The organism is Methylobacterium nodulans ORS 2060 (genome assembly GCF_000022085.1).
GTDB lineage: Bacteria > Pseudomonadota > Alphaproteobacteria > Rhizobiales > Beijerinckiaceae > Methylobacterium > Methylobacterium nodulans.
In genome coordinates this window covers 4,116,644-4,138,781 of the sequence record NC_011894.1, presented here as the reverse complement: position 1 = coordinate 4,138,781, position 22,138 = coordinate 4,116,644, and the positions used below count along the sequence as shown (strand labels likewise).

General features: G+C 69.3%; 23 protein-coding genes. 22 read left to right on the top strand and 1 reads right to left on the bottom strand.

All coding sequences use genetic code 11. The features are described 5' to 3' along the window. The first annotated feature begins 5 nt into the window (after positions 1–5). From MNOD_RS43665 to MNOD_RS19160, 5 genes are all read left to right on the top strand, one after another. Positions 6–290: a hypothetical protein gene (locus tag MNOD_RS43665; RefSeq protein WP_015930597.1), complete on the top strand. Its 285-nt coding sequence runs from the start codon at positions 6–8 to the stop codon at positions 288–290. Further along, complete coding sequence (locus MNOD_RS19175) at positions 229–645, top strand: hypothetical protein (protein WP_015930596.1); 417 nt, start codon at positions 229–231, stop codon at positions 643–645. Before MNOD_RS43665 ends, MNOD_RS19175 begins: the two co-directional genes overlap by 62 nt. Before the next feature lie 119 nt (positions 646–764). Beyond that, entirely contained in the window at positions 765–1,010 is a 246-nt protein-coding gene (locus MNOD_RS50710; RefSeq protein WP_043749054.1) for a phage tail assembly chaperone, read from the top strand. 38 nt (positions 1,011–1,048) lie between these two features. After that, the gene (locus MNOD_RS19165) at positions 1,049–4,840 is read left to right on the top strand and encodes a phage tail length tape measure family protein (protein WP_015930595.1); all 3,792 of its coding nucleotides are present in this window, start codon (positions 1,049–1,051) and stop codon (positions 4,838–4,840) included. An 8-nt stretch (positions 4,841–4,848) separates the two neighbouring features. Next, entirely contained in the window at positions 4,849–5,037 is a 189-nt protein-coding gene (locus MNOD_RS19160; protein ID WP_015930594.1) for a helix-turn-helix domain-containing protein, read from the top strand. Here the strand turns inward: MNOD_RS19160 and MNOD_RS19155 are convergent. Further along, a complete protein-coding gene (locus tag MNOD_RS19155) occupies positions 5,021–5,227 on the bottom strand; it encodes a hypothetical protein (protein WP_015930593.1) in 207 nt (68 codons plus the stop codon). The two genes, MNOD_RS19160 and MNOD_RS19155, sit on opposite strands and share 17 nt — an antisense overlap. Positions 5,228–5,259: 32 nt before the next feature. On the opposite strand from MNOD_RS19155, the gene MNOD_RS19150 reads away from it, so the two are divergent. From MNOD_RS19150 to MNOD_RS19070, 17 genes are all read left to right on the top strand, one after another. Then, on the top strand, positions 5,260–5,577 hold the full coding sequence (locus MNOD_RS19150) for a hypothetical protein (protein ID WP_015930592.1): 318 nt from the start codon (positions 5,260–5,262) through the stop codon (positions 5,575–5,577). A 58-nt stretch (positions 5,578–5,635) separates the two neighbouring features. After that, positions 5,636–5,962: a hypothetical protein gene (locus MNOD_RS19145; protein ID WP_015930591.1), complete on the top strand. Its 327-nt coding sequence runs from the start codon at positions 5,636–5,638 to the stop codon at positions 5,960–5,962. A 26-nt stretch (positions 5,963–5,988) separates the two neighbouring features. Then, positions 5,989–6,378, top strand: coding sequence for a hypothetical protein (locus MNOD_RS19140; RefSeq protein ID WP_015930590.1), 390 nt, complete (start codon positions 5,989–5,991; stop codon positions 6,376–6,378). Between the two features lie 10 nt (positions 6,379–6,388). Beyond that, positions 6,389–6,754 carry a phage tail protein gene (locus MNOD_RS41580; RefSeq protein WP_015930589.1) on the top strand — a complete coding sequence of 122 codons (366 nt, stop codon included), beginning with the start codon at positions 6,389–6,391 and terminating at the stop codon, positions 6,752–6,754. Next, entirely contained in the window at positions 6,751–7,482 is a 732-nt protein-coding gene (locus tag MNOD_RS19130; RefSeq protein ID WP_015930588.1) for a phage minor tail protein L, read from the top strand. Before MNOD_RS41580 ends, MNOD_RS19130 begins: the two co-directional genes overlap by 4 nt. Further along, on the top strand, positions 7,460–8,278 hold the full coding sequence (locus MNOD_RS19125; protein ID WP_015930587.1) for an NlpC/P60 family protein: 819 nt from the start codon (positions 7,460–7,462) through the stop codon (positions 8,276–8,278). Before MNOD_RS19130 ends, MNOD_RS19125 begins: the two co-directional genes overlap by 23 nt. Continuing rightward, entirely contained in the window at positions 8,275–8,838 is a 564-nt protein-coding gene (locus MNOD_RS19120; RefSeq protein WP_015930586.1) for a tail assembly protein, read from the top strand. The genes MNOD_RS19125 and MNOD_RS19120 overlap by 4 nt, the downstream gene beginning before the upstream one ends. 7 nt (positions 8,839–8,845) lie before the next feature. Then, positions 8,846–17,548 (top strand): TipJ family phage tail tip protein, encoded by an 8,703-nt coding sequence (gene gpJ / locus MNOD_RS19115; protein WP_015930585.1) that lies wholly within the window; start codon positions 8,846–8,848, stop codon positions 17,546–17,548. A gap of 2 nt (positions 17,549–17,550) precedes the next feature. Continuing rightward, a complete protein-coding gene (locus MNOD_RS19110) occupies positions 17,551–17,970 on the top strand; it encodes a hypothetical protein (protein ID WP_015930584.1) in 420 nt (139 codons plus the stop codon). 3 nt (positions 17,971–17,973) lie between these two features. Next, positions 17,974–18,411: a hypothetical protein gene (locus tag MNOD_RS19105; RefSeq protein WP_015930583.1), complete on the top strand. Its 438-nt coding sequence runs from the start codon at positions 17,974–17,976 to the stop codon at positions 18,409–18,411. Positions 18,412–18,417: 6 nt separating this feature from the next. Then, a complete protein-coding gene (locus tag MNOD_RS19100) occupies positions 18,418–18,867 on the top strand; it encodes a hypothetical protein (protein WP_015930582.1) in 450 nt (149 codons plus the stop codon). A 1-nt stretch (position 18,868) separates the two neighbouring features. Continuing rightward, positions 18,869–19,285, top strand: coding sequence for a hypothetical protein (locus MNOD_RS19095; RefSeq protein ID WP_015930581.1), 417 nt, complete (start codon positions 18,869–18,871; stop codon positions 19,283–19,285). Further along, positions 19,282–19,644: a hypothetical protein gene (locus MNOD_RS19090; protein WP_015930580.1), complete on the top strand. Its 363-nt coding sequence runs from the start codon at positions 19,282–19,284 to the stop codon at positions 19,642–19,644. Before MNOD_RS19095 ends, MNOD_RS19090 begins: the two co-directional genes overlap by 4 nt. Positions 19,645–19,758: 114 nt before the next feature. Beyond that, on the top strand, positions 19,759–20,631 hold the full coding sequence (locus MNOD_RS19085; RefSeq protein ID WP_015930579.1) for a hypothetical protein: 873 nt from the start codon (positions 19,759–19,761) through the stop codon (positions 20,629–20,631). A 47-nt stretch (positions 20,632–20,678) separates the two neighbouring features. Further along, a complete protein-coding gene (locus tag MNOD_RS19080; RefSeq protein WP_015930578.1) occupies positions 20,679–20,948 on the top strand; it encodes a Pam3-gp28 family putative phage holin in 270 nt (89 codons plus the stop codon). A 67-nt stretch (positions 20,949–21,015) separates the two neighbouring features. After that, complete coding sequence (locus MNOD_RS48130; RefSeq protein ID WP_198157524.1) at positions 21,016–21,576, top strand: hypothetical protein; 561 nt, start codon at positions 21,016–21,018, stop codon at positions 21,574–21,576. Next, positions 21,551–21,949 (top strand): hypothetical protein, encoded by a 399-nt coding sequence (locus MNOD_RS19070; RefSeq protein ID WP_015930576.1) that lies wholly within the window; start codon positions 21,551–21,553, stop codon positions 21,947–21,949. Before MNOD_RS48130 ends, MNOD_RS19070 begins: the two co-directional genes overlap by 26 nt. The last annotated feature ends 189 nt before the right edge of the window (positions 21,950–22,138 follow it).

Here is a 22,138-nt window from a genome sequence, read left to right as displayed (position 1 = left end):
GGCCGATGAAGACGGTCAAGATCCTGGAGAGCTTCGAGGGCTGGCCGACCGGTCAAGCCCCGGTGCGCTACGTCGCCGGGCAGCAGGTCGAGGTCTCCAACGAGTTTGCCGACCTGATCGTCGGCAAGGGGCACGCCAAGGAGGTGATCTCCGCGAAGGCGGCCCCAGCATCTGAAGAGCCGGCAGATGTAGCACCGCGTATCCCCCGGCCGCCAAGGGAACCCCAGCGTGAAGCTCAAGTCTTTCAAGACGAACTCGGCGCTCCTGGAGCAGGGGCGCTGGGTCGATGACATCCCGCAGGCGGGCAACCTCCGCCTCCGGGTCCGCGGGCTCGGTAACGTGGATTACCGGACCCTGATGGACCGGCTGGTCGACGCCGTGCCGCGCGAGAAGCGCATCCGCGGGATCGACCCGCGGGAGCGCGACCGGATCACCGGCGAGTGCCTCGCGGAGGCCGTCCTGCTCGACTGGGACAACCTGTTCGAGGACGAGGAGGAGACGGTGAAGGTCCCCTTCTCGAAGGAGCTCGCCAAGCAGCTCCTCACGGACCCGGACTACGTCCGCCTGTATGACGCCGTGATCTGGGCGGCCAATCTGGTCGCGAACGAGAGCGAGCAGGACCAGAAGGACGCCGAGGGAAAGTAGTCGCCGCCCTCGAGTGGCAATTTGAGTGGGGCGAAAAGCTCGAATTCCTCCTCGACCTCGCCGAGGAGAACCTCGCCGAGGGGAAGCCGCCACCCGCGGCTCTCCTCGCCCGCCCGGACTTGCCGGAGCTGGCCGCGACGGCCTGGGACTGCTTCTGGGACCTGACGGGGGAGAGGCCGCTGGGCTTCGGCGCCGTCGGTCAGATCCCCTGGTCCACGATTGCCGCCTGGGCCGACCGGCACGGCATCCACTGCAACGACCAATTCGAGCGCCTCAAACGCTTGGTCGTCGCCCTTGATCGGAGGTGGCTCGAGCACCTCCGCGCGTCGGCTCCCACGCCGCCGCCCTCTCCCGGCGCGGGGTGACACCCCCGCCGGCCCCTTCCCCTTGTCCAGGATCCCCGATGGCGTCCATCGAGAGCATCCGCCAGCTGACCATCCAGGCCCGCACGCAGGGCTTCGCGGATGCGCAGCGCAAGATCGAGAGCACCAGTGGCTCCATCGGCACGATGGCGGGCGCCATGGATCGCCTCGAGCGGTCCTTCGATCCGCTCTACCGGGCCCATGACCAGCTCTCCCGGATCTCGCGCACCCTGGCGCTCGCTGTCTCGAGCGGGACGACCACGCAGGAGCGCGCCAACCAGATCTGGGAGCTCGCGACCCAAAAAATCCTGAAGTACAGCGAGGCGATGGACCGCGCGGCGCGCGCGCAGCGCCAGTGGGCCACCCTCAGCACGCAGGGGCAGGCGCAGCTCGCCTCCGTAAACGCCGACAACCTCGTCCGGCAAGCCAGCCGGCGCATGGGCTCGCTCAGCTACGCCGCCGGCACGATCACGAACGACGCCCAGAACCGCGCGATCGCCGCTTCCCTCGACCCCCTGACGGCGGCCCAGCAGAAGCGCGACGATCAGCTGGCCAAGGCAGACGCGGCGCTCAAGGCCCGGATCATCACCGAGGACCAACACAAGCGCGCGGTCGCCCAGACGAATGCCGTCTACGTGGCGCAGGAGCAGGCGATCCGGCGCTTCATTTCGAACACGGACGCCTCGGGCAAGGCCGCGAAGCTCTCCGCCTACGAGCTGCAGAACCTCGGCTATCAGGCCAACGACGTCTTCTCGTCGCTGGCGTCCGGCATCTCGCCGATGCAGACCCTGGCCCAGCAGGGCCCGCAGATCTACCAGATCATGGCGGGGTCGCAGGGCGGTCTGAAGGGCGCGATCACGGGCATCGGCTCCAGCGCCATGGGGGCGCTCCGCAGCGTCGGGCTCCTCGGGGGCGCCCTCGGCGCGATGGGCGTGGCCGCCGTCACCGCCACCGCTGCGGCCTTGTCCTACGGCTCCAGCATGCGGGAGACGGACCGCCTGCTCGCCGGCATGGGGCGGGCATCGGGGGTGTCGGCCGGGCAGGTCACTGCGGCCGGCGAGGCGATCGCCGCGGCGAGCGAGGTCTCGCGGCGCGAGGCCCGCACCATGGCGGCCACCTTCGCCTCCACGGGCAAGATCGGCGCCGACATGCTGGTCGGGCTCGGCAAGACGGCCAAGGACTTCGCCGCCACGACCGGTCAGGAGCTGCCCGACGCCTACAAGGAGCTGGCCCAGGCCTTCGCGGATCCCGCGCGCGGCGCGGAGACCCTGAACGAGAAGCTCGGGTTCCTGAACGCCCGCACCCGCGAGAACATCCAGACCCTCGTGGCCCAGGGTGACCGGCTCGGCGCGCAGCGGGTGCTCCTCGACGCCTACGCGGCCAGTCTGACCAAGGCGGCCAACCTCACCTCCTCGCTCGGCGACAAGACCTCCGCCTTCGGGCGGATCTTCGGCGACGTCTGGGACAAGATCGGCGAGCGCATGGCCGATGCGTTCGGCGGCCCCGGCATCGACCGCCAGATCAAGCTCCTCGAGGAGCAGCTGCAGTCCAACCGCTCGGCGCGCGGCGGCCTCCTGGGCAATCTCCCGGGCGCATCCGGCCGCCTCGATGCCGAAGCCGCGGACATCCGGAAGCGGATCGACCTGCTCAAGCAGGAGCAGCGGGCCCAGGCTGCCGTGCGCGAGCGGTCCGCGGCCTCGCAGCGCGGTCTGGAGGTCATGGACCTCGTCCGGCAGCTGGACACCTCCCAGCGCGAGCTGCGGGACACCGAGAACGCCGCCGAGAAGCTGCGCAAGGCGATCTCCGACCCCGCCAAATTCATGCTGGACGGAACCCAGCTGGGGCAGGTCCAGGCGGCCTTCGAGCGCCTCTCCAGCCTTGCGCGCACCATGCGCGAGGACGTGGAGAAGTGGGGCTCGGTCGCGTCCGCGCAGATGGTGCGCGCGGCTCAGAACGCGAACGCCAACGTCGGGCTCAACTCGGTCGACCGGGCGAAGGCCGAGGAGACCCAACGGCTCGCGGCGGCGCTGCGCGCCCAGGGCCTCGAGAAGCTGCCGAAGCGCACGGACGTCGAGGCGGAGTTCGCCGCGCGCGAGGCCCTCGCCGACCCGCGCGACCTCGCCATGATCCGGGCGGAGCGCGACGCCCGCCTGAAGGTGATCGCGTCCCGTGACGCCGAGGTCGAGGTGTCCCGGCTCAACATCGAGCGCATCCAGAAGGAGGCCGAGGAGCGGGCCAAGGCGACCGCGGTCCAGGGCGACTTCATCCAGGCGATGATCAACCACGAGAGTGGTGGCGACCGCTTCGCGAGGAACCCGCGCTCGACCGCGACGGGCCTCGGCCAGTTCATCGAGGAGACCTGGGAGCGGCTGTTCCGGAAGGCCTTCCCCGACCGCGCGGCCAACATGAGCCGCGACGAGATCCTCGGCCGGCGCACCGACCGTGAGGACAGCATCACGCTGATCCGCGTCCTCGCCGAGGAGAACCGCCGGGCGCTGGAGAAGGCCAACCTGCCGACCACCAACCGGAACCAGTACGTCGCGTGGTTCGCCGGCGCCGACCGTGCCACCCGGCTGTTGAACGCCGATCCGAACGAGGCGGCGTCCGCCTACTTCTCCCAGAAGGCGATCAACGCCAACCCGGGCATCATCGCTGGCCGGACGGTCGGGCAGTTCCTCGACTGGGCCGACCGGGTCATCAACCGGAACACGCAGGGCAACGTCGCGACGCGGCGGCAGGCGGACATCCTCGGGGCCCAGGTGAGGACGACGGACGAGACCACCTATGAGGCGGCCCGGCGCGAGAAGGCGCAGGAGCTCCTCAACGAGGCGGTCGAGAAGGGCACCCGGCTCGGACTGGAGTACCAGAACGCCCAGAAGCTCATCAACGACGGCCTGGGCAAGGTCTCGGAGGGCGCCCGTGGGGAGGCGCAGGCCCTGCTGGAGAGCGCCGACGCCTGGGCCAAGCGCAACGCCCAGGTCCAGAACAGCGCCCTGATGCGCGAGGTGAGGTTCGAGACCGAGCAGCTCGGACGCACCGACAGCGAGCAGCGGATCGCCTCCCGCCTGCGCGGCACCGGCCTCGGCATGGACAGTCCGGAGGCCGAGGGGATGCGGATGGTCGACACCCTGAAGGAAGCGAAGGACATCGCCAAGGACGCCTTCTCCGGCCTCGCCTCGGATCTCCGCCGCGGTGTCTCCGCGGCCGAGGCGCTCAAGAACGTCTTCGACCGCATCATCGACAAGCTGATGAACAAGGGCATCGACGCCCTGGTCAGCGGTCTGTTCGATGGCATCGGCGGCGGCTCGCGCGCCCTGCCGACGATGGCGCAGGGCGGCTACGGGCCCGACCTTCCGGGGGGCGGCTCATTGGGCGGGCTGGGCAGCATCATGGCTGCGGCCAGCAAGTTCTTCGGCTTTGCGGATGGCGGCTACACCGGCGCGGGCGGCCGCTTCGAGCCGGCCGGCATTGTCCACCGCGGCGAATACGTGCTCGACGCGGCGACCACGTCGCGGATTGGAGTGTCGGCCCTGGACACCCTCCGGGCGAACCTCCGGGGCTATGCCGCTGGCGGCTATGTGGCGCCGGCCGGCGCCGCGGTTTCGGCGGCCATGCAGCAAGCCGCAAACGCCAACGCGGCCCAGCAGGGACCGGTCTTCAACGCCACCATCAACACGCAGTCGACGGGCGACCCGGAGGCCGACCAGCGCAACGCCGACGCGAACGCCAAGGCGATGCGGGCCGAATATGAGCGGATGTGGATGGCAATGGCGCAGCGCGAGATGCGGCCGGGCGGGACGCTGCACGCCGCTGGCGCGCGGCGGGCATCGTGAGGGGCGACATGGCCGACGCGATCAATACCAAGCCATGGGATCCGGTGGAGTACCTGGACTCCATCTCCACCGTGACCGCCTACCTCGAAGCAGCCCTTGAGGACGGGAGCCCGATCCTGCTCGCGAAAGCAGTCGAGAACTCTATTCGCGCTCTGGGCCGGATTGAGGCTCGCGTCGTCGCTAATCCGCTCGGGTGATCGTGATCTCGAAGTTACCCAGCGGCCGGCCCTCGGCCGTGAGGTCCCGCAAGCTGAACATGAGGCTCTGCGAGCCCTGGTTCACGGCGAAGGCTACCAGCTCGAAGAGCGCCCGCTGCACCTCCGGCGGCCAGTTCGTCACCGGCGTCGGCTTCGGGATCTGAGGCCCGCGGTTCTCCGACTTCGTCATTCACCCGTCCATCGTTTTCTCGGGAGTAGCACATGAACCGCCGCTCGCTGCTGGCGATGCTCGGGCTCGCACCCGTGGCCGCACCCGCCGCCCTGGCCGCCGCCAAGCAGGCCGTCCACGAGAACCTGATGGTCGGCGAGTACGCCAGCGGCCTCTCGGACGTCGTCATCGACGGAACCCGGATCGGCTGCGGCTCGATCACCGCCGACAGAATTCGCGCCGAGCACATCGGCGCCGCCGAGATCCCGGCCGGCTCGATCAGCATCAGTAAGCTGCGCGTCGAGACCCCCATCGATCCCTTCTGCACCGGCCAGGACCGCCTGATCGGCGCCCTCAGCTTCGGCGCCTAACGGCCCCGTCCCGTCGCGGCCTCGGGAATGGGCCGGCAGCACACCCTAGGAGCAGCCCGTGAAGAAGCCCCCGATCGACCGCAAGGCCGAGGACGCCCAGATCCCTCCGCCCGCGCCCCCGTCAGCGCCCCAGGCGACCGCGCAGGCCTCCGGCGACGTGCCGATGCCCACGGTCGAGAACAACCCGCCCTGCGTCTTCAAGCCGGGCGCCGGCATCAACACCGGCGACGTGATCGAGATCGCCCTGATGTTCTGGATCCAGCTCACCAACAGCCCGGTCCAGGTCGAGAAGGGCGCCCTGCGCAGCGTCACCCTTTCGCCCGAGCGGGTCGAGCAGCTGAGCGACAGCGCCCGCCGCTTCATGGCCCCGCTGGGGCAGCACTGAAAGCCTGACAGGCCAGGAGCAGATCGATGGCAGATCAGACCCTACAGCTCGACCTCAACGCGACCGCGGTCCAGCGCGGCACGCCCGTGGCGGTCTTCCGCCGCGGCTTCGATGCCTTCGCGATGCGAGGTCCCGTCCAGATCCAGGGCGCGAACGGCACCTCCGTCCAGGGCGTGATCGTCTCCACCGAAGTCGGCCGCTTCTTCACCCTCTGCCAGCGGTTCATCGGGCAGAACGTGTTCGCCGCCCCCGCGGCCGCGGCGACGCCGGGCTACTTCGCGCCGGAGGCGGCGCTGTTTGATGCGCTGGAGAAGGAGTACGGCCGCGAGGCGCTCTACCCGCTGGAGCCCTACACCGTGCTGATGGTGACGGTCCCCATGCAGTCGCCCACCCCCATGCCGCTCGGGACGGCGTAAGGAGTAGGCCTTGGCCTACCCGAGCTTCCCCACGCTCGGGATCGGCCCCTACGGGCCGGTCACGACGGGCTCGTCGCGGATCTCCAGGATGGCGGTGCTCACCGCCACCTTCGGCGACCGCTACAGCCAGCGCACGGGCGACGGCATCAATCCGCTGACGCGGGACTTCAACTATCGCTCCGTCCCGCTCGCAGCTGACAAGATCGAAGCGCTGGAGGCCTTCCTGGTCAGCCGCAAGGGCTACCTGCCCTTCCTGTTCCAGGTCCCGTACGAGCCGGCGCCCCGGCAGTTCATCTGCGACACCTGGACCACCGACTATTCGGATCGGCTCCAGAGCACGCTGACGGCGACGTTCAAGGAGAACTTCGACCCGTGACCTCTCCGAATACCGCTCTCATCCGCGCGGGCCAGAGCCTCACGCCGGGCGATCTCGTCGCGCTGTTCATCATCGACCTGTCGCCGATCCGGGTGAACCAGCAGTTCGCGTTCACGTCCGAGGCGGACCGGGCGCGCGGCCCGCTGACGTTCCGGGGCGTGACCTACACGCCGCTCGACGTGAAGGCCGAGGGCTTCGAGATGACCGGCCACGGGCAGATGCCCCAGCCGAAGATCAGCGTCTCGAACGCCACCCGGTTGATGTCGTCGGCGACGCTGCTCTACCAGGACCTGATCGGCGCCCGGCTCATCCGCACGCGCACCTACGCGCAGTTCCTCGATGACGGTGAGACACCCGACGCCGAGGCGGCCTACGCCCAGGACATCTACCGCTTCGAGCAGAAGGTCGAGCACTCGAAGCACCAGATCGTCTGGACCCTCGCGGCCGACATGGACCAGGAGGGCCGCGAGCTGCCCGCCCGGCTGATCGTCCGCGACATCTGCCTGTGGCGGTACCGGCGCTGGGACGCTGAGAAGGGGGACTGGGACTATTCCCACGTGACGTGCCCCTACACGGGTCCTCAGGCCTACGACCGGTTCGGCAATCCCACCACACCCGACAAGGACGAGCCCAGCCGGCACGTCACCACCTGCTGCAAGGTCCGCTTCGGCGCCGACGCGCCACTGCCCTTCGGAGGCTTTCCCGGTGTCGCTCGCGTTCGCGTTTGACGACGGCCTCACCACCCGCTGGAGCGCCGCGGTGGACGCGCACAAGCGCCACGCTCATGCCGAGTGGCCGCGCGAGGCCGGCGGCCTGATCCGCGAGGACGGCTCCTACGCCCCGCTCCGGAACATCGCCGGCGAGCCGTTGACGGAGTTCGAGACCGACCCGGCCGAGGTGGAGGCGGTGAGCGGGCACCGCTACCTCGCGGTCCTGCATTCGCACTGCTCGGTCGAGGATCCGGCGACCGGCAAGGTCACCCCGCCGCCGGACTGTCCCTCGGGCGCCGACATGGAGGCGCAGATGGCCACGGCGGTGCCGTGGGGCATCTCGCTCTGCCTCTCGACCGGCTGCGCCGACCCGTTCTGGTTCGGGGATCAGGTGCCGCGCCCGCCGCTGCTCGGCCGCCCGTTCCGGCACGGGGTCAACGATTGCTACAGCCTGGGGCGCGACTGGCACCGCGAGGTGGCCGGGATCGAGATCCCCGACTTCGTGCGCAACCCGGACTGGTGGCAGCCGCGGGACGGCCAGCCCCAACTCGATCTCTACCGCGACGGCTTCGAGCGGGCGGGCTTCCGGCGCGTCGAGCGCGGCCCCGAGGGCCCGCTGCCGGGCGACTGCTTCCTGTGCCGCGTCCGCTCCCCCGTGCTGAACCACGGCGGGATCTACATCGGGGGCGGCCTCATCCTGCACCACCTCGCGCACCAGCTGTCCGGTCGCGACCCCGCCTCGGTCTGGCGGAGCAAGCTCGACTTCCTGGTGCGCCACACGGATCTGCCCGACGACTGGAGGCCTCCGGCATGATGCGGACCGTGCGCCTCTACGGCTCCCTGGCCGAGCAGTTCGGCTCCTCCTTCCGCCTCGACGTGCGCTCGCTGGCGGAGGCCTGCCGCGCGCTCGGCGCGCAACTGCCGGGATTCCGGCAGGCGATCGAGGAAGGCCGGTTCCGGGTCACCCTCGGCCGGAGCCGGCGCACCGGCTGGCAGCTGGACAAGGATCTGATCAGCTTCGGGCTGCCCGAGGGCGACCTGCACATCGTGCCGGTGATCCGCGCCCGCAAGTCCGGCATGTCGATCGGCAAGATCATCGTCGGCACGCTGATTGCGGTCGCCACCTGGTGGATGGGCGGCCCGGCGTGGCTGATCAGCATGGGCGCCATGGTTGCCCTCCAGGGCGTGTCCTCCCTGCTGTCCCCCAAGAAGAAGACCGAGAAGCAGAAGAAGTCCTACATGTTCCAGGGCGCCGACAACGTCTCGGAACAGGGCATCCCCGTGCCGCTCATTTACGGGCGCGCCATGGTGAACCCGATCACGATCTCTGCTGGCGTGACCACGGCCAACAGCACCGGCCTGCCGACCGCGTAAGGACATCATGGACCGCATCGATTTCGATCCGGCCCCCGCGCCGGAGGACAGCGTGCGCCAGGACGCTCCGATCCGGGGCAGGAAGTCCTCCTCCGGCCGCGGCAAGACCGACGGCTCGGGCTCGACCGCGCCCGACACCCTGTTCTCGAACGCCACGGTCCGCCTCGTGGACCTGCTCGGCGAGGGCGAGATCACGGGCGTCGTCGACGGCCTGAAGGGCGTCTACTTCAACGACGTCCCGGTCCAGAACGCGGACGGCACCTTCAACTTCAAGGGCCTGAGTGCCGACTTCCGCACCGGCACGCCGGATCAGTCCTACATGCCCGGCTATCCCGAGGTGGAGACGCCGCGGGAGGTCGGGGTCAAGGTCAACAAGGCGACGCCGGTCACCGCCGCGATCAGCGACGGCGAGGCCGACCGGGCCCGCGTCATCATCGAGCTGCCGGCGCTGTTCCTGGCCAAGAACGACGGCTCGGTCCGCCAGAACAGCGTCAGCTTCCGCATCGAGGCCCGCTACAGCGGCGGGCCGTGGGTGAACCAGCTCGGCGACCTCACCATCACCGGCAAGAACACCTCGCCCTACTTCGTGTCCTATGAGGTCGCCCTGCCGCGCAATCCGGCCGGGTCGAGCCCGCCCTGGCAGGTGCGGGTCACCCGCCTGACCGACGACACGGACGGCTTCAACACCAGCCAGGACCAGTGGACGAGCCAGAGCGATCTCGTCTTCTACTCGGTCACCGCGATCCAGGACGCCAAGTTCAGCTATCCGCATTCGGCCCTGGTCGGCCTGACCGCCGACGCGAGCAACTTCGGCTCCTCGGTGCCGGCCCGGACCTATCTGGTGGACGGCCTGCTCATCAAGGTGCCGTCGAACTACGACCCGATCGCGCGCACTTACTCCGGCATCTGGGACGGCACGTTCAAGGAGGAGTGGTCGGACAACCCGGCCTGGGTGTTCTTCGACGTGCTGTGGAACGACCGCTACGGCCTGGGCGAGTTCATCAGCGTCGAGAGCATCGACAAGTGGACGCTGTACGAGATCGGCCGCTACTGCGACGTGCCGGTCTCGGACGGCCGCGGCGGGCAGGAGCCGCGCTTCCGCTTCAACGCCCAGATCAGCGCCCAGCAGGACGCCTTCGACCTGCTGCAGCAGATCAGCGCGATCTGGCGCGGCATGGCCTACTGGTCCTCGGGCGCGGTCACGGCCACCCAGGACCGGCCCGACGACGTCCGCCAGCTGGTCACGCCGGCCAACGTCATCGAGGGGCTGATCACCTACAGCTCCTCGGGGCGCAAGGCCCGCCACACCGTGGCGCTGGTCAGCTGGACCGACCCGGACAATCTGTTCAAGCCGCAGATCGAGGTGGTCGAGCACGGCGAGGGCATTGCCCGCTACGGCTACAACCCGACCAAGATCGACCTGCTCGGCTGCACCAGCCGGGGCCAAGCCCACCGCGAGGGCCTGTGGCGCCTCCTGGTCGAGAACTACGCCACGCAGACCGCGACCTACCGGGCCGGCCTCGACCATGCCGTGCGGCGGCCCGGCGACATCATCGCCATCGCCGACCCGCAGATCAGCACCATCGACGCCGGCGGCCGCCTCAAGGCCGGCTCGACGGCCTCGAGCCTCCTCCTCGACCGCCGGGTCACCCTGAAGAGCGGGGTGAGCTACGAGATCTCCGTCACCCTGCCGGACGGCAGCGTGGCGGAGCGGCAGATCACGACCCTGGCCGGCGTCGACCTCACCGAGGTCAGCGTCTCGCCCGCGCTGCCGGCCGTGCCGGACGCCGCGGCGGTGTGGCAGATCGCCGGCGAGGTGGTGCCGCAGCTGTTCCGGATCGTCGGGATCAAGGAGGTCGAGCCGCACATCTACGAGGTCCAGGCGCTCCAGCACGAGCCCTCGATCTACGCGGCGGTGGACGACGGGGCGGCCTTCGAGCCGCTGACCATCGGCGAGTTCCCGAACGTCGTTCTCGCCCCGACGAACCTCACGGTGAGGGAAAGCACCTACTTCGAGAACAACCTGCCGCGGCAGAGCCTGCTCCTCAGCTGGACGGCCGGCCAGCCCTTCAACTCGGTTGCCTACTACGTCACTGCGGTGAAGCCGAACGGCTCGCTGGTGACCCTACCGAAGCGCAGCACCACCTCGGCGGACTTTGACGACGCGGCCACGGGCGAGTGGACCTTCATCGTCCAGGCCGAGGGGTTGAACGGGCGCCTCTCGGATGCCGCCCAGACCACCTACACGGTCCAGGGCTGGGAAGGCCTCCAGGGGCCGAGCGTCACCGGCCTGCAGGTCAAGGGCGGCGGCAGCGTCTTCACGGGGCGGAGCTGCACCCTGGAGTGGGGCCTGACCTGGCCGGCGGACGTGAGGCCCTACGAGGTCGGCTACGCCTTCCGGGTCTTCGACGCGGACACCACCGCGCTCCTCCACACCGAGATCATCACCGCCGCGCAGGCGACCTACGACTACGAGGAGAACCTCAACGAGGGCGGGCCGCGGCGGCGCTTCCGCGTGTCGGTCGCCGCGCGCGACGCGATCGGCCGCGAGAGCCAGCCTGCGGTTCTGGTCGTGTCCAACCCGCCGCCCGGCATGGTCGTCCCGACGCTGGACTGGACGACGGAGTCGATCGGCATCTGGATGAACCCGCCGGCCGACCCCGATCTGGCGGGCGTGCTGGTCTGGCTGTCCAAGACGAACAACTTCAACCCACTGACCACATCCCCGGCGGCCGATTTGGCCCCCACGGGCTTCGCGCTGCTGCCGGCCGAGGCGGAGACGACCTACTACGTCCGGGTCGCCTTCTACGACAGCTTCGGCAAGAACCCGGCCGAGCTGAACATCTCGCCCCAGGTCGAGATCCGCACGACCAACCTGCTGTTCGACACGACCGCGCCCGACATCCCGACCGGGCTCGCCCTGGCGACCGCGCTGGAGGTCTCGGCGACCGGGGTGGCGACCTCGCGCATCGACGCGACCTGGAATGCGGTCACGAGCGATAACCTCGGGATCTACGAGTTCGAGCTGACCGAGGGAGATGGGATCACCAACCCCTCGTGGGTTCGCGACCGCGCCGACAAGGGCCAGCCGAAGTACACGTGGCGGAACCTCAAGCCGGGCGTCCTCTACACGGCCCGCGTCCGCACCGTGAACGACAGCGGGGTGGCAGCCTCGGGCTGGTCGAGCATGGTTTCGATCACCGCGGCCAAGAACGCCACCCCGCCCGGCGCCATCACCAACTTCACCGTGGACGCCGCCTACCGGACGGCAAGCCTGTCGTGGACCAATCCGAGCGACCCGGACCTTGCCGCGATCGAGGTGTGGATCGGGACGCGCGACGACGGGGCGGACGCCACCCTGTTCGCCAAGGTGCCGGTCCCGCTCAACTTCTTCAGCGACACCACCCTGGAGATCGTACAGACCCGCAAATACTGGGTGCGGCCGGTCAACAGCTCGGGCGCGGCCGGCGACTTCGTCGGCCCGAAGACGGCGACCACGGCGGCTCTCCCGGCGGCGGCGCTCCAGAACGAGACCATCGACGCCACCAAGATCGCCTCATCCATCGTGGCGCCGGCCGTGGTCACCAGCCTGCCGGATCCGGCGACCTGGACCGGCCCGAAGCTCGCCTACAACGCCGCGGACGGCAAGCTCTACCGGCTCGTGAACGGCGCCTGGACGGCGGCGGTTGCGGCGGTCGATGTCGGACCGGGCCTGACCGCGGCCCAGATCGCCAGCGTCAATGCGGCGGCGGTCGCCGGCCAGCTCACGAAGGAGCAGATCGCGAGCATCAATGCGGCCTCGGTGGTCGGCCAGATCGTCGCCGCGCAGATCGAAAGCATCACGGCGGCCCAGATCAGCGGGCAGCTCACGGCCTCGCAGATCGTCTCGCTGGCAGCCACCCAGATCTCCGGCACCCTGTCGGACGCCCAGATCGCCGCCATCAGCGCCTCGAAGCTGGTCGGGCAGGTGGTCGCCTCGCAGATCGCCTCGCTCGCCACCTCCCAGCTCACCGGCACGATTTCGGATGCGCAGATCGCCCAGCTCTCGGCCGCCAAGGTCGCAGGGCAACTCTCCGACGCCCAGCTTGCAGGCATCAGCGCCTCCAAGCTGGTCGGACAGGTGGTCGCGAGCCAGATCGCCTCGCTGACCGCCGCGCAGATCACGGGGCAGCTCACCGCGGCCCAGATCACCTCACTGACGGCTGCCCAGATCACCGGGCAGATCGGCCGGACGCAGATCGCGGACAACGCGATCGACACGCCCCAGCTCAACGCGGGTGCGGTCTCGACCGCGAAGCTCGCCGCCTGGGCAGTCACGGCCTCGAAGCTCGCCGTGGCGAGCCTGAACCTCGCGACCAACGGCGGCCTCCAGCAGGGTTCCTCCGGCTGGGTCGCTGGCCCGGGTAACACGGGCGTCAACCCGATCGTGGAGGGCATCCGCACCGACTACGCGCCGGCCGGCATGCGGGTGCTCTCGGCCCGCTACGATACGGCCCCGACCACGGGGACCTACGCCGAATTCATCTACTCCAACCCGGATGCGAGCGGGGCCGGGCAGCGCATCCGAGTTACGGGCGGCGCGCTCTACGAGGTCTCGGCCTACATCTCGGCCCACCGCTGCTCGGCTTACGTGTCGATCATCTGGTGGGACGCCGCCGGTACCTACATCACGGAAGCCACCGGCAACAGCATCGTCGCGACGCAGCTCGCCTCCGGCTCCTCCCTGGCGGACTGGGACAAGTTCGCCCGCTCCTGGGTGATCGCCACCGCGCCGGCCAACGCTGCCTTCTGTGACCTTCGGGTCCGGTGGACCGGCTTCGGCATCCAGCCCTACTGCATGGCCGGCGGGCTGCTGTTCGCCCAGGCGGTCGCGGGCCAAACCGAGCCGAGCCCGTATGCCGACGCGGGCGTGACCATGATCGACGGCCCCAACATCCGCACGGGCTCGATCTACGGCGACCGGCTTGTTGCCCGCACCATCACCGCAGGGCAGATCGCCACGGGAACAATCACGGCCACGGAGATCGCCGGCTCGACCATCACGGCCGACAAGATCGCCGGCCGCACCATCACGGCCTCGCAAATCGCGACCGGGACGCTCACCGCCACCGAGCTGGCGGCGGGCTCGGTGACCACCTCGAAGCTCGCGGTCGCCAGCCTGAACCTCGCCATCAACGGCGACATGGGCAACCTGAACACGCTGGGCAATCCGGCCGCCTGGAGCAGCGACAGCTCCGGCCTTGCCGGCGCCACCATGCTCCCCAGCGGGGTCGACTACCTCTACTGCCCGGCCGGCCTGCGGGCCATGAAGATCGCCGCCACCGCGGTTCCGACCAACCAGGGCTCGATCGGGCAGGTCTGGTTGAGCCGGGTCGAGACGGACGGCACTCTCTATCCCTTCTCGGTGCGCGCCGGCACGACCTACGAGGTCTCGGCCTACCTCAGTGCCCACCGCTGCACCGCCTATGTCGGGTTGGTCTGGTATGACGCCAACCAAGCCTATATCGGCGAGACCTGGGGCAGTCAGATCGTCAACTGGGGCGGCAGCATCTACAACTCCCAGGCGGATTGGGAGCAGTTTGGCCGCTCGAAGCTGATCGTCATCGCCCCAGCCGGTGCAGTCTACTGCCGGCCTTACGTCCGCTATGGGATCACATGGTATCCGTCAGACCCTGCACCGCCCTACTGCTTCATCAGCGGTGTGATGCTGGCGGTCGCAGTGGCAGGGCAGACGGAGGTCTCGCCGTTCTCGCCGGCCGGTCTCACCACCATCAACGGCGCCTCGATCCGCACCGGCTCGGTTGCCGCCGACAAGATCATCGCGAAGTCGATCACCGCAGGCCAGATCGCCACCGGCACCATCACGGCGACCGAGATTGCCGGATCCACGATCACCGGGGATCGGATCGCCGGCAACACCATCACGGGCGGCAACATCCAGGCGGGCAGCCTGACCGCGCGCGAACTCGCGGCCGGCTCCGTCACCACGTCGAAGCTCGCGGTCTCCAGCTACAACGTCGCCTACAACACGGAGCTGGCGCAGAGCACCCGGGGCTGGAGCATCTCCGGCACGAGCTGGGGTGCGAACATGCCCCTGATCTGGCAGGAAACCCTTTGGGTGCCGGCCGGCGCGACGGGCCTCCGGCTCACCTGCGACGTCGCGGCGGCGGCCGTCCCGGCAGGCGGCTACTTCGAGCTGTTGCACGGCCGCGCCACCGCCACCGGCCTCTGGGCCTTCTACCCCTGCGTGGGCGGATCCTTCTACGAGTTCAGCGTCTACGCGACGGGGCACCGCTGCGCGCCCCAGATGTATGTCCAGTTCCTCGACGCGGCCGGCAATCATGTCGCCTACGCGGGCGGCGTGGTCGGTGCCCCCAACCAGGGCGTGGCCGGCGGCGCCCTGAAGGACTACCCCCGCCTCGGGTTCATCGCCCAGGCTCCGAGCAACGCAACCCAGTTCCGAGTCATGTATCGGGGCGTCAACATCACGGGTGACAACCCGATCGTGATGCTCGCCGGCATGATGTATGCGGGCGCCCGCGCCGATCAGACGGAGTGTTCGCCCTACACCCCACCCGGGGTCACGCTGATCGACGGCGGCACCGTCATGACGCACACGCTCGCGGCGGACCGACTCGTCGCACGGTCGATCACCGCCGGGCAGATCGCGGTCGGCGCGATCACGGCAACCGAGATCGCCGGCTCGACCATCACGGGCGACCGCATCGCCGGGTCGACCATCACCGGAGACAAGATCCAGGTCCGCACCATCACCGCGGCCAATATTGCCGGCCAGACCATCACGGCCTGGGAGATCGCCGGCAACACCATCACGGCAAACCAGATCGCCGGCCAGACCATCCTCGGCTGGAACATCGCCGGCCGCACGATCTCGGCGGACAAGCTCGTCGCCAACTCGATCACGGCGGGCGAAATCCAGGCCGGCGCCATCGGCGTCGATCAGCTCGCGGCGGGCGCGATCACGGCCGACAAGATCGGCGTCGGGCTCAACTCGACCAACCTGCTCTACAACTCGGACTTCAAGGCGGGCGCGGCCAATGCGATGCCGCCGGGCGTTACCGGCTGGGGATCGAGCGTCACGGTCAGCGCCCCGTATGTCGGGCTCAACCAATCGGGCCCCGGCTGGCAGCCGACCGGCATGGGCTCGCTCCAGATGTCGTGCGCCGGCACGCCGCCGGCGGGCCAGATCCTGGATGCGTATCTGGCCTACCCGCGCCAGGACGGTGCGTGGGAGACCAAGTTCCCGGTTGTCGGGGGCAAGCGGTATGAGGTGTCCGGCTATGTGAGCGCCCACCGCTCGCAGGCCTACATGGTGGTGTCGTGGTTCGACGCGGGCGGCATCTATCTCGGGGCTACGACGACGACCGTCGTTGAGAACCAGCAGTCGAGCGGCAACCTGAACGCCTGGGCACGCTGCACCGGCATGGGCACCGCGCCGGGTGACGCCGCGACGGCGACCGTCTCGTTGCGCATGGCCTTCAACGGCGGCAACGGACCCTACAACTTCTGGAGTGGCATTTACTTCGCCCAGGCGAAGGCCAACCAGACCCAATACTCGGACTGGGCGCCGGGCTCCTCGACCGTGATCTGGGGCGATACCATCGCCACCGGCACCATCCATGCCAACCGGATCACCGCCGGGACGATCACGGCCGACCGGATCGCCGCGAACGCCATTACCGGCGGCCGGATCGCCGCCAACACCCTCACCGGCTGGCACGTGGCGGCGAACTCGATCTATGCGGACAAGATCGCGATCGGCGGTGGGCAGGCGCTCACCTCGTGGATGGGTTCGGACACCACCAAGATCAACGGCGGCGCCATTCAGGCCAACTCGATCCTGGTCAACTCCCTGGTCGTCGGCCTGCGCGGCGTCCGCACGGTGAGCCTCGATTTCTCGGTCGACAAGACCACGCGCGTCCTCTCGTGGACCGCAGGCTACGTCCTGTGGATCGATGACACGGGTGCCAACCGGGCCGATCAGGTCGCAGCCGGCAGCTTCAACACGGGCGGCGGCTACACCTATGTCTGGTGGAACAAAACCACGCCGGGCCAACTGTATGCCGCCAGGGACAACTGGCCCGACATCTTCAGCGACAAGAACGCGGTGCTGCTGGCGTCGTATGATGGGTACGCTGGGATCAACAACTTCGGCGGCGGCACGATCATCGACGGATCCCGGATCAACACCGGCACGATCACCGCCAACCAGATCGCGGCCAACGCCATCCAGGCCAGCCACATCGCGGCCGGACAGATCACTGCGGAGAAGATCGGCGCCGGGCAGGTCACTGCGGACAAGATCGGGGCCGGCACCATCACGGCGGGGGACATCTTCGTCGGGAACACGCAGTTCGTCCTCCAGGCCAACGGCGGCGCCCCGCGCATGTTCGTGCGCGACGGCGGCGGCAACCTGCGGGTGCTGATTGGCCAGACGAACGGCTTTACCCCGCGCGGTGGCGACTGGGGCATCGCGATGTGGGGGAACGACAACACCTACATCCTCGGCCCGGACGGCGTGAACGGCGGCGGCATCTGGGTCAGCTCGATCGCCGCCGACAAGCTCTCGGTGACGCAGCTCTCCGCCATCACCGCCAACGTCGGCACGATGACCGCCGGCCTGCTTCAGAGCGGCGATGGGCAGATGCAGGTCGACCTCACCAACAAGCGCATCCTCATCTGGGGCTGACCGTGGTTTGGCGCACCCTCATCGGGCAGCACCCGACCGGGCATCAGGGGCTGTTCGTCTCGAAGCCCGGCTACGACGCACTGGCCTGCGACCCGACCAACCACTCGCAGTGGATGTTCTCCTCCGCTGCGGGCCGGATGGCGAACATCCTCCAGGCGGGGACGAGCAATCTCGATCAGGTCGTCACCATCCCGGACATCGGCTACTACCCCTGGTACTACTTCGACCGCTACGACCCCTCCGCCGGACAGCTCGCCCAAGAAGAGGCCGTGTATGGAGGCAACTACGGCTTCCCGCGCTTCCAATTCCAGTACCTGAACCGAGCCCAATTCAGGATCGCGAAGCTGCGGCCGGACTTGGATCCCAACGCCGTGCCGGGTTATTTCCGGTACGTGGTCCTCACCTTGCCGATCAAGGCATAGCTCATGACCTGGCGAACTCATATCGGACCTGGGGCCTTCCGGGTGATGCGCCCCGGCTTTGATGTCTTCACCCCGTCCTGGGACGGGATCCTGCTGGACCTGTTCGTCCGGTCGGGTCAGCTCCTGGAGCACGGCATCGTCACCCTCGGGGCTCACCCGACCTCGTCAGGGGCGAAGCAGGCCACGGTCGGCATCGGGCCCTACGGCGTCACCCCGGACGTGATCCCGATCGCGGTGCGCCCGAACGGCACGGTCCAGTGGCCGCCGGTGGCCCTCCAGTCGAGCGGAAGTGCCTTCAACTCAGTGGTCCCGCGCCACACCATGAAGCTCCGGATCGCGACGAACCAGTTCGTGATCTCGTGCTTCGGCGCTGGCGGCACCTACACCGAGCTGCCGGACAAGATCATGTACCTCGTCTATCGCCGCCAGACCTTCTCGTGAGACCCCATGGCCTTCAACGCTCAGTTCAATGTCAACGGCGATCCGCTGAAGATCTGGAACCACGGCGGTGGCGCGCCGGGCGACCCGCTGGATCCGTCTCTGATCTTCTCGGCCCAGTACCCGCCGGCCGTGGCCGAGGAGTTCATCCTGGGCTCGCCGGGAGACATGACGCAGGCGTGGCGCCCCCGGGTCGAGACCGCGCGCAAATACTACACCTTCCCGTGGATCTGCGGGACCTACATCAACAACGACGGGACCATCTTCCCGATGGGGGCGCTCGTCATCACCAACACGCAAGGCGTCGCCCAGGCCTACTGGGTCTGCCAGTACACCCTGACCCCGCTCGGCGACGGGCGCTTTGCCATCGACTGGTCTGTCCAGGGCGGCGGCACCTCCGGCACAGGGATGATCACGGCCGGCACCCTCAAGTTCTGGGTGCTGGGCAGAGGAGACTGAGGTGTTCTTCATCTACAACGACGCGGGCCGCATCACCCAGATGGTGGGCCAGAGCCAACCCGGCTACGCCGACCTGCTGCGCGAGGCCGGCACGAACTTCGTGGAGGTCGGCCAGGACATGACCGACACCTACGTGGACCTGAGCAGCGGCACGCCGGCCCTGAAGCGGCGCCCGGAGCTGGCGGGCGAGTTCGACAAGACTACCCTCAAGCCGTTCGAGCAGGCGACGCTGCCCGGCGTGCCGGCCTGCAGCATCGTGGTCGAGGAGGGCCCGCTCGGCCCCGGCCAGACCCCGCACCCGGGCGGCGACCTCGTGATCGGCTTCGTGGTGCCGGGCAGCTATCGCCTCTCGATCGAGCCGTTCCCGTATCGGCGGCGCGCCTTCACCCTCACCGTCACGGAGCCGTCTGCCCCATGAGCCTGATCCTCGGCCCGAGCCTGGCGCAGTTCCAGGACCTGGCCTACGCCGCCCTGATGCGCTTCTACGCCGAGATCGGCCAGACGGAGCGCGCGGCGGTGCAGCGCGCCATGGACACCAACAAGGCCGCCCAGGCCCGCGCCTTCCTCTCCGCGGGCGTGCGCTCGACCATGCTGGAGGAGGAGGCCCGAATCCGCGGCCTCACGGTTGCGCAGCTGGCCCGGCAGGTCGACGCCGCGGCCAGCACGGCCGAGCAGATCGAGCTGGCGCGCGTGGCCTGCGCGCAGGAGGTCTACGCCGCCACCGACCACCAGGGCGTGCTCGCGGCCCTGAAGAAGCGCGGCATTCCACTCGCCTAAGCCCCGCGCCGCCGGTTCCTTGATCCGGGGCTCAGGATCACGGCGAGAGCGCCGCGCGCCGCCTGATCCTCCCGCCCCCAGCCCTTCCGCTCCCCTGACAATCGGAGATTCCCCATGGCCGCAAGCCTCGACAGGCAGGCGTTCTTTTCGGCTGTCCGCACGCAGCCCTTCGGCGGCTCGCTCACGCAGTCCCAGGTGGACGGGATGGACGCCATGCTCGACATGGCACCGCCCGACATGGGCGCCGCGCCGCTCGCCTACTGCTTGGCCACCGCCTTCGACGAGACCGGCGGTGCGATGATCCCGCGCGCCGAGAACCTCAATTACACGACGGCGGAGCGGATCCGGGCGGTCTGGCCGAGCCGGTTCCCGACCGTCGCGAGCGCGGTGCCCTACGTGAGAAACCCGCAGGGGCTCGCGAACAAGGTCTACGGCGGGCGGCTCGGCAACACCGGCCCGAACGACGGCTGGCTGTTCCGCGGCATGGGGCTGGTCCAGGCCACCGGTAAGGACAACGCGATCCGCGCCACCAAGCGGCTGCGGGCACTCGGCTATCTCACGCCGGATCAGGACCTCGTCGCCACGCCCGAGCTGATGCTGAACCCGGACATCGCGGCCGTCATGCTGTTCGTCGGCCTGTCCGAGGGCTGGTACACGGGGCGCAAGCTGTCCGACTACTTCGGGCCCGGGCGGGAGAACCCGACCCATGCTCGCGCGATGGTCAACCCGGACAGCAACGGGCCGGCTATCGCGACGATCCACGGCCAGTTCAAAGCGGCGCTGGTGGCCGCCGGGCATAAGCCGGGGGCGGTGACGATCGCGATCCCGACGCCTCCCATCACCATGCGGCCGCTGCCGGCCCCCGACGTCGTGACGCCCGCCGTTGAGGCTCAGACACCGGTGATCGGGGCCAGCACGCCGGCGCCGTCCGCCTCCTGGGCATCGCGGCTGCCGAGCGCTCTGCGCCGCCTTTTCCGCGTCGCCTGACCTATCCCGCACCGGCCGGGCCAGCCGCGCACTTCCAGGAGCCCCCCATGAACAGCGAGCAGCTTACCTCACTCCTGCGCACCCTGCTCCAGGTCGCCGGCGGCATTGCCGTGGGCCGTGGCTGGATCGACGCCGATACCGCCACCGCGCTCACCGGTGCGATCCTCACCATCGTCGTGACCCTGTGGGGGCTGTACGCGCGCCGCAACGCCGCCCTGGTCTCCGCAGCCGCCAAGGTGCCCGAGGTCAGGACGATCCTCGCTGATCCGGCGACCGCGAACGCCATCCCGAGCGCCAAGGTGCAGCCGGCGCCGTGAGGAGGCCGCCATGCTTCTCTCGGTCGTCCGGCACTCGGCCTCGCATAGAGCCAGCCCGGAGGCGGCCATGCGGATCCCCCCACGGCACTGCTGGCTGGCTTACCTTGCGCCTTGGCACGGAACCGCCATGATCCAGTACGATCCCGATCCGGCCATCAACGAGCGCATCCGCAGAGCCGTCCGGTACGGCCAGACCCGCTGGGCCGAGGTCTGGCTGTCCCTGATCATGGTCACGCTCGGGGGAGTGCTGCTCCTCCCCGAGCCCACCTTCGTCGGCCCGCAATGGCGCGTGATCGCGTCCTGCGTGACCGAGCGCACGGCCGGGACGATCTCCGTCTCGGTGGGCGGGGCGCGCCTCCTCGCCCTTTGGATCAATGGCCGCCGCGGCCGGGAGACCTCGCTGATCCGCACCCTCGGGTGCATGTCCGGCTTTGCGTTCTGGCTCGCGACCGCGGCCGGCTTTGCCGCAGCCTACCCGCCGCTCTCCATCGGCATCGCGGTCTACGGCGTCCTCGCCCTGGCCGAGCTTCATTCGTCGGGGCGGGCCGCCTCGGACATGGCGGCCGAGGACACCTTCGGCTTGCGCAGGAGGAGACGGGCAGGTGGCCGACCCGGGCGTCTCCTTTGACAGCTGGCCGGCGATCGTCGTCGGCATCACGGCCGCGATGGCGGGCGCGCTGGTCCCGCTGAACGGCTTCATCAAGACCCTGCTCGATTACCGGCTGGAGGCGAAGAAGGCCGAAGCGCTCCAGGCCGAAACCGCGCGGGACGTCGCCACGGCCGGCCCGGCGGTGTTCGATACGATCGCCGTGGCCGACCTGACGGATGCGGTGAAGGATCTGGCGGCCGCCATCCGGGCCGACACGGCCTCGGACGCGGCCCGGCATGACAGCCAGCTGATCAGCGTGCTGGCCCGCCTCACGGAGCGGATCGAGGAGTGGGAGGAGGCGAGCAGCTGCGGGATGCACCGCGGCTCCCGCCGCGAGCAGCATCCCCGCTGACCGGCCATCGATCTGATTACCCAAGCCCGCCCGGCCCCCGCTGTGGCGGGCTTCGTCGTTCTAGACCTCACCGGCGGGGCGGGTCGCTCGCGCGGACCACCTTTGGTAAGTCTTTGGCGGCGGCGCCGCGGCATGGACTTGGCCCAGGGTCTCCAGCCAGGCGGCCAGTCCGGACGGGATCGGCACCTC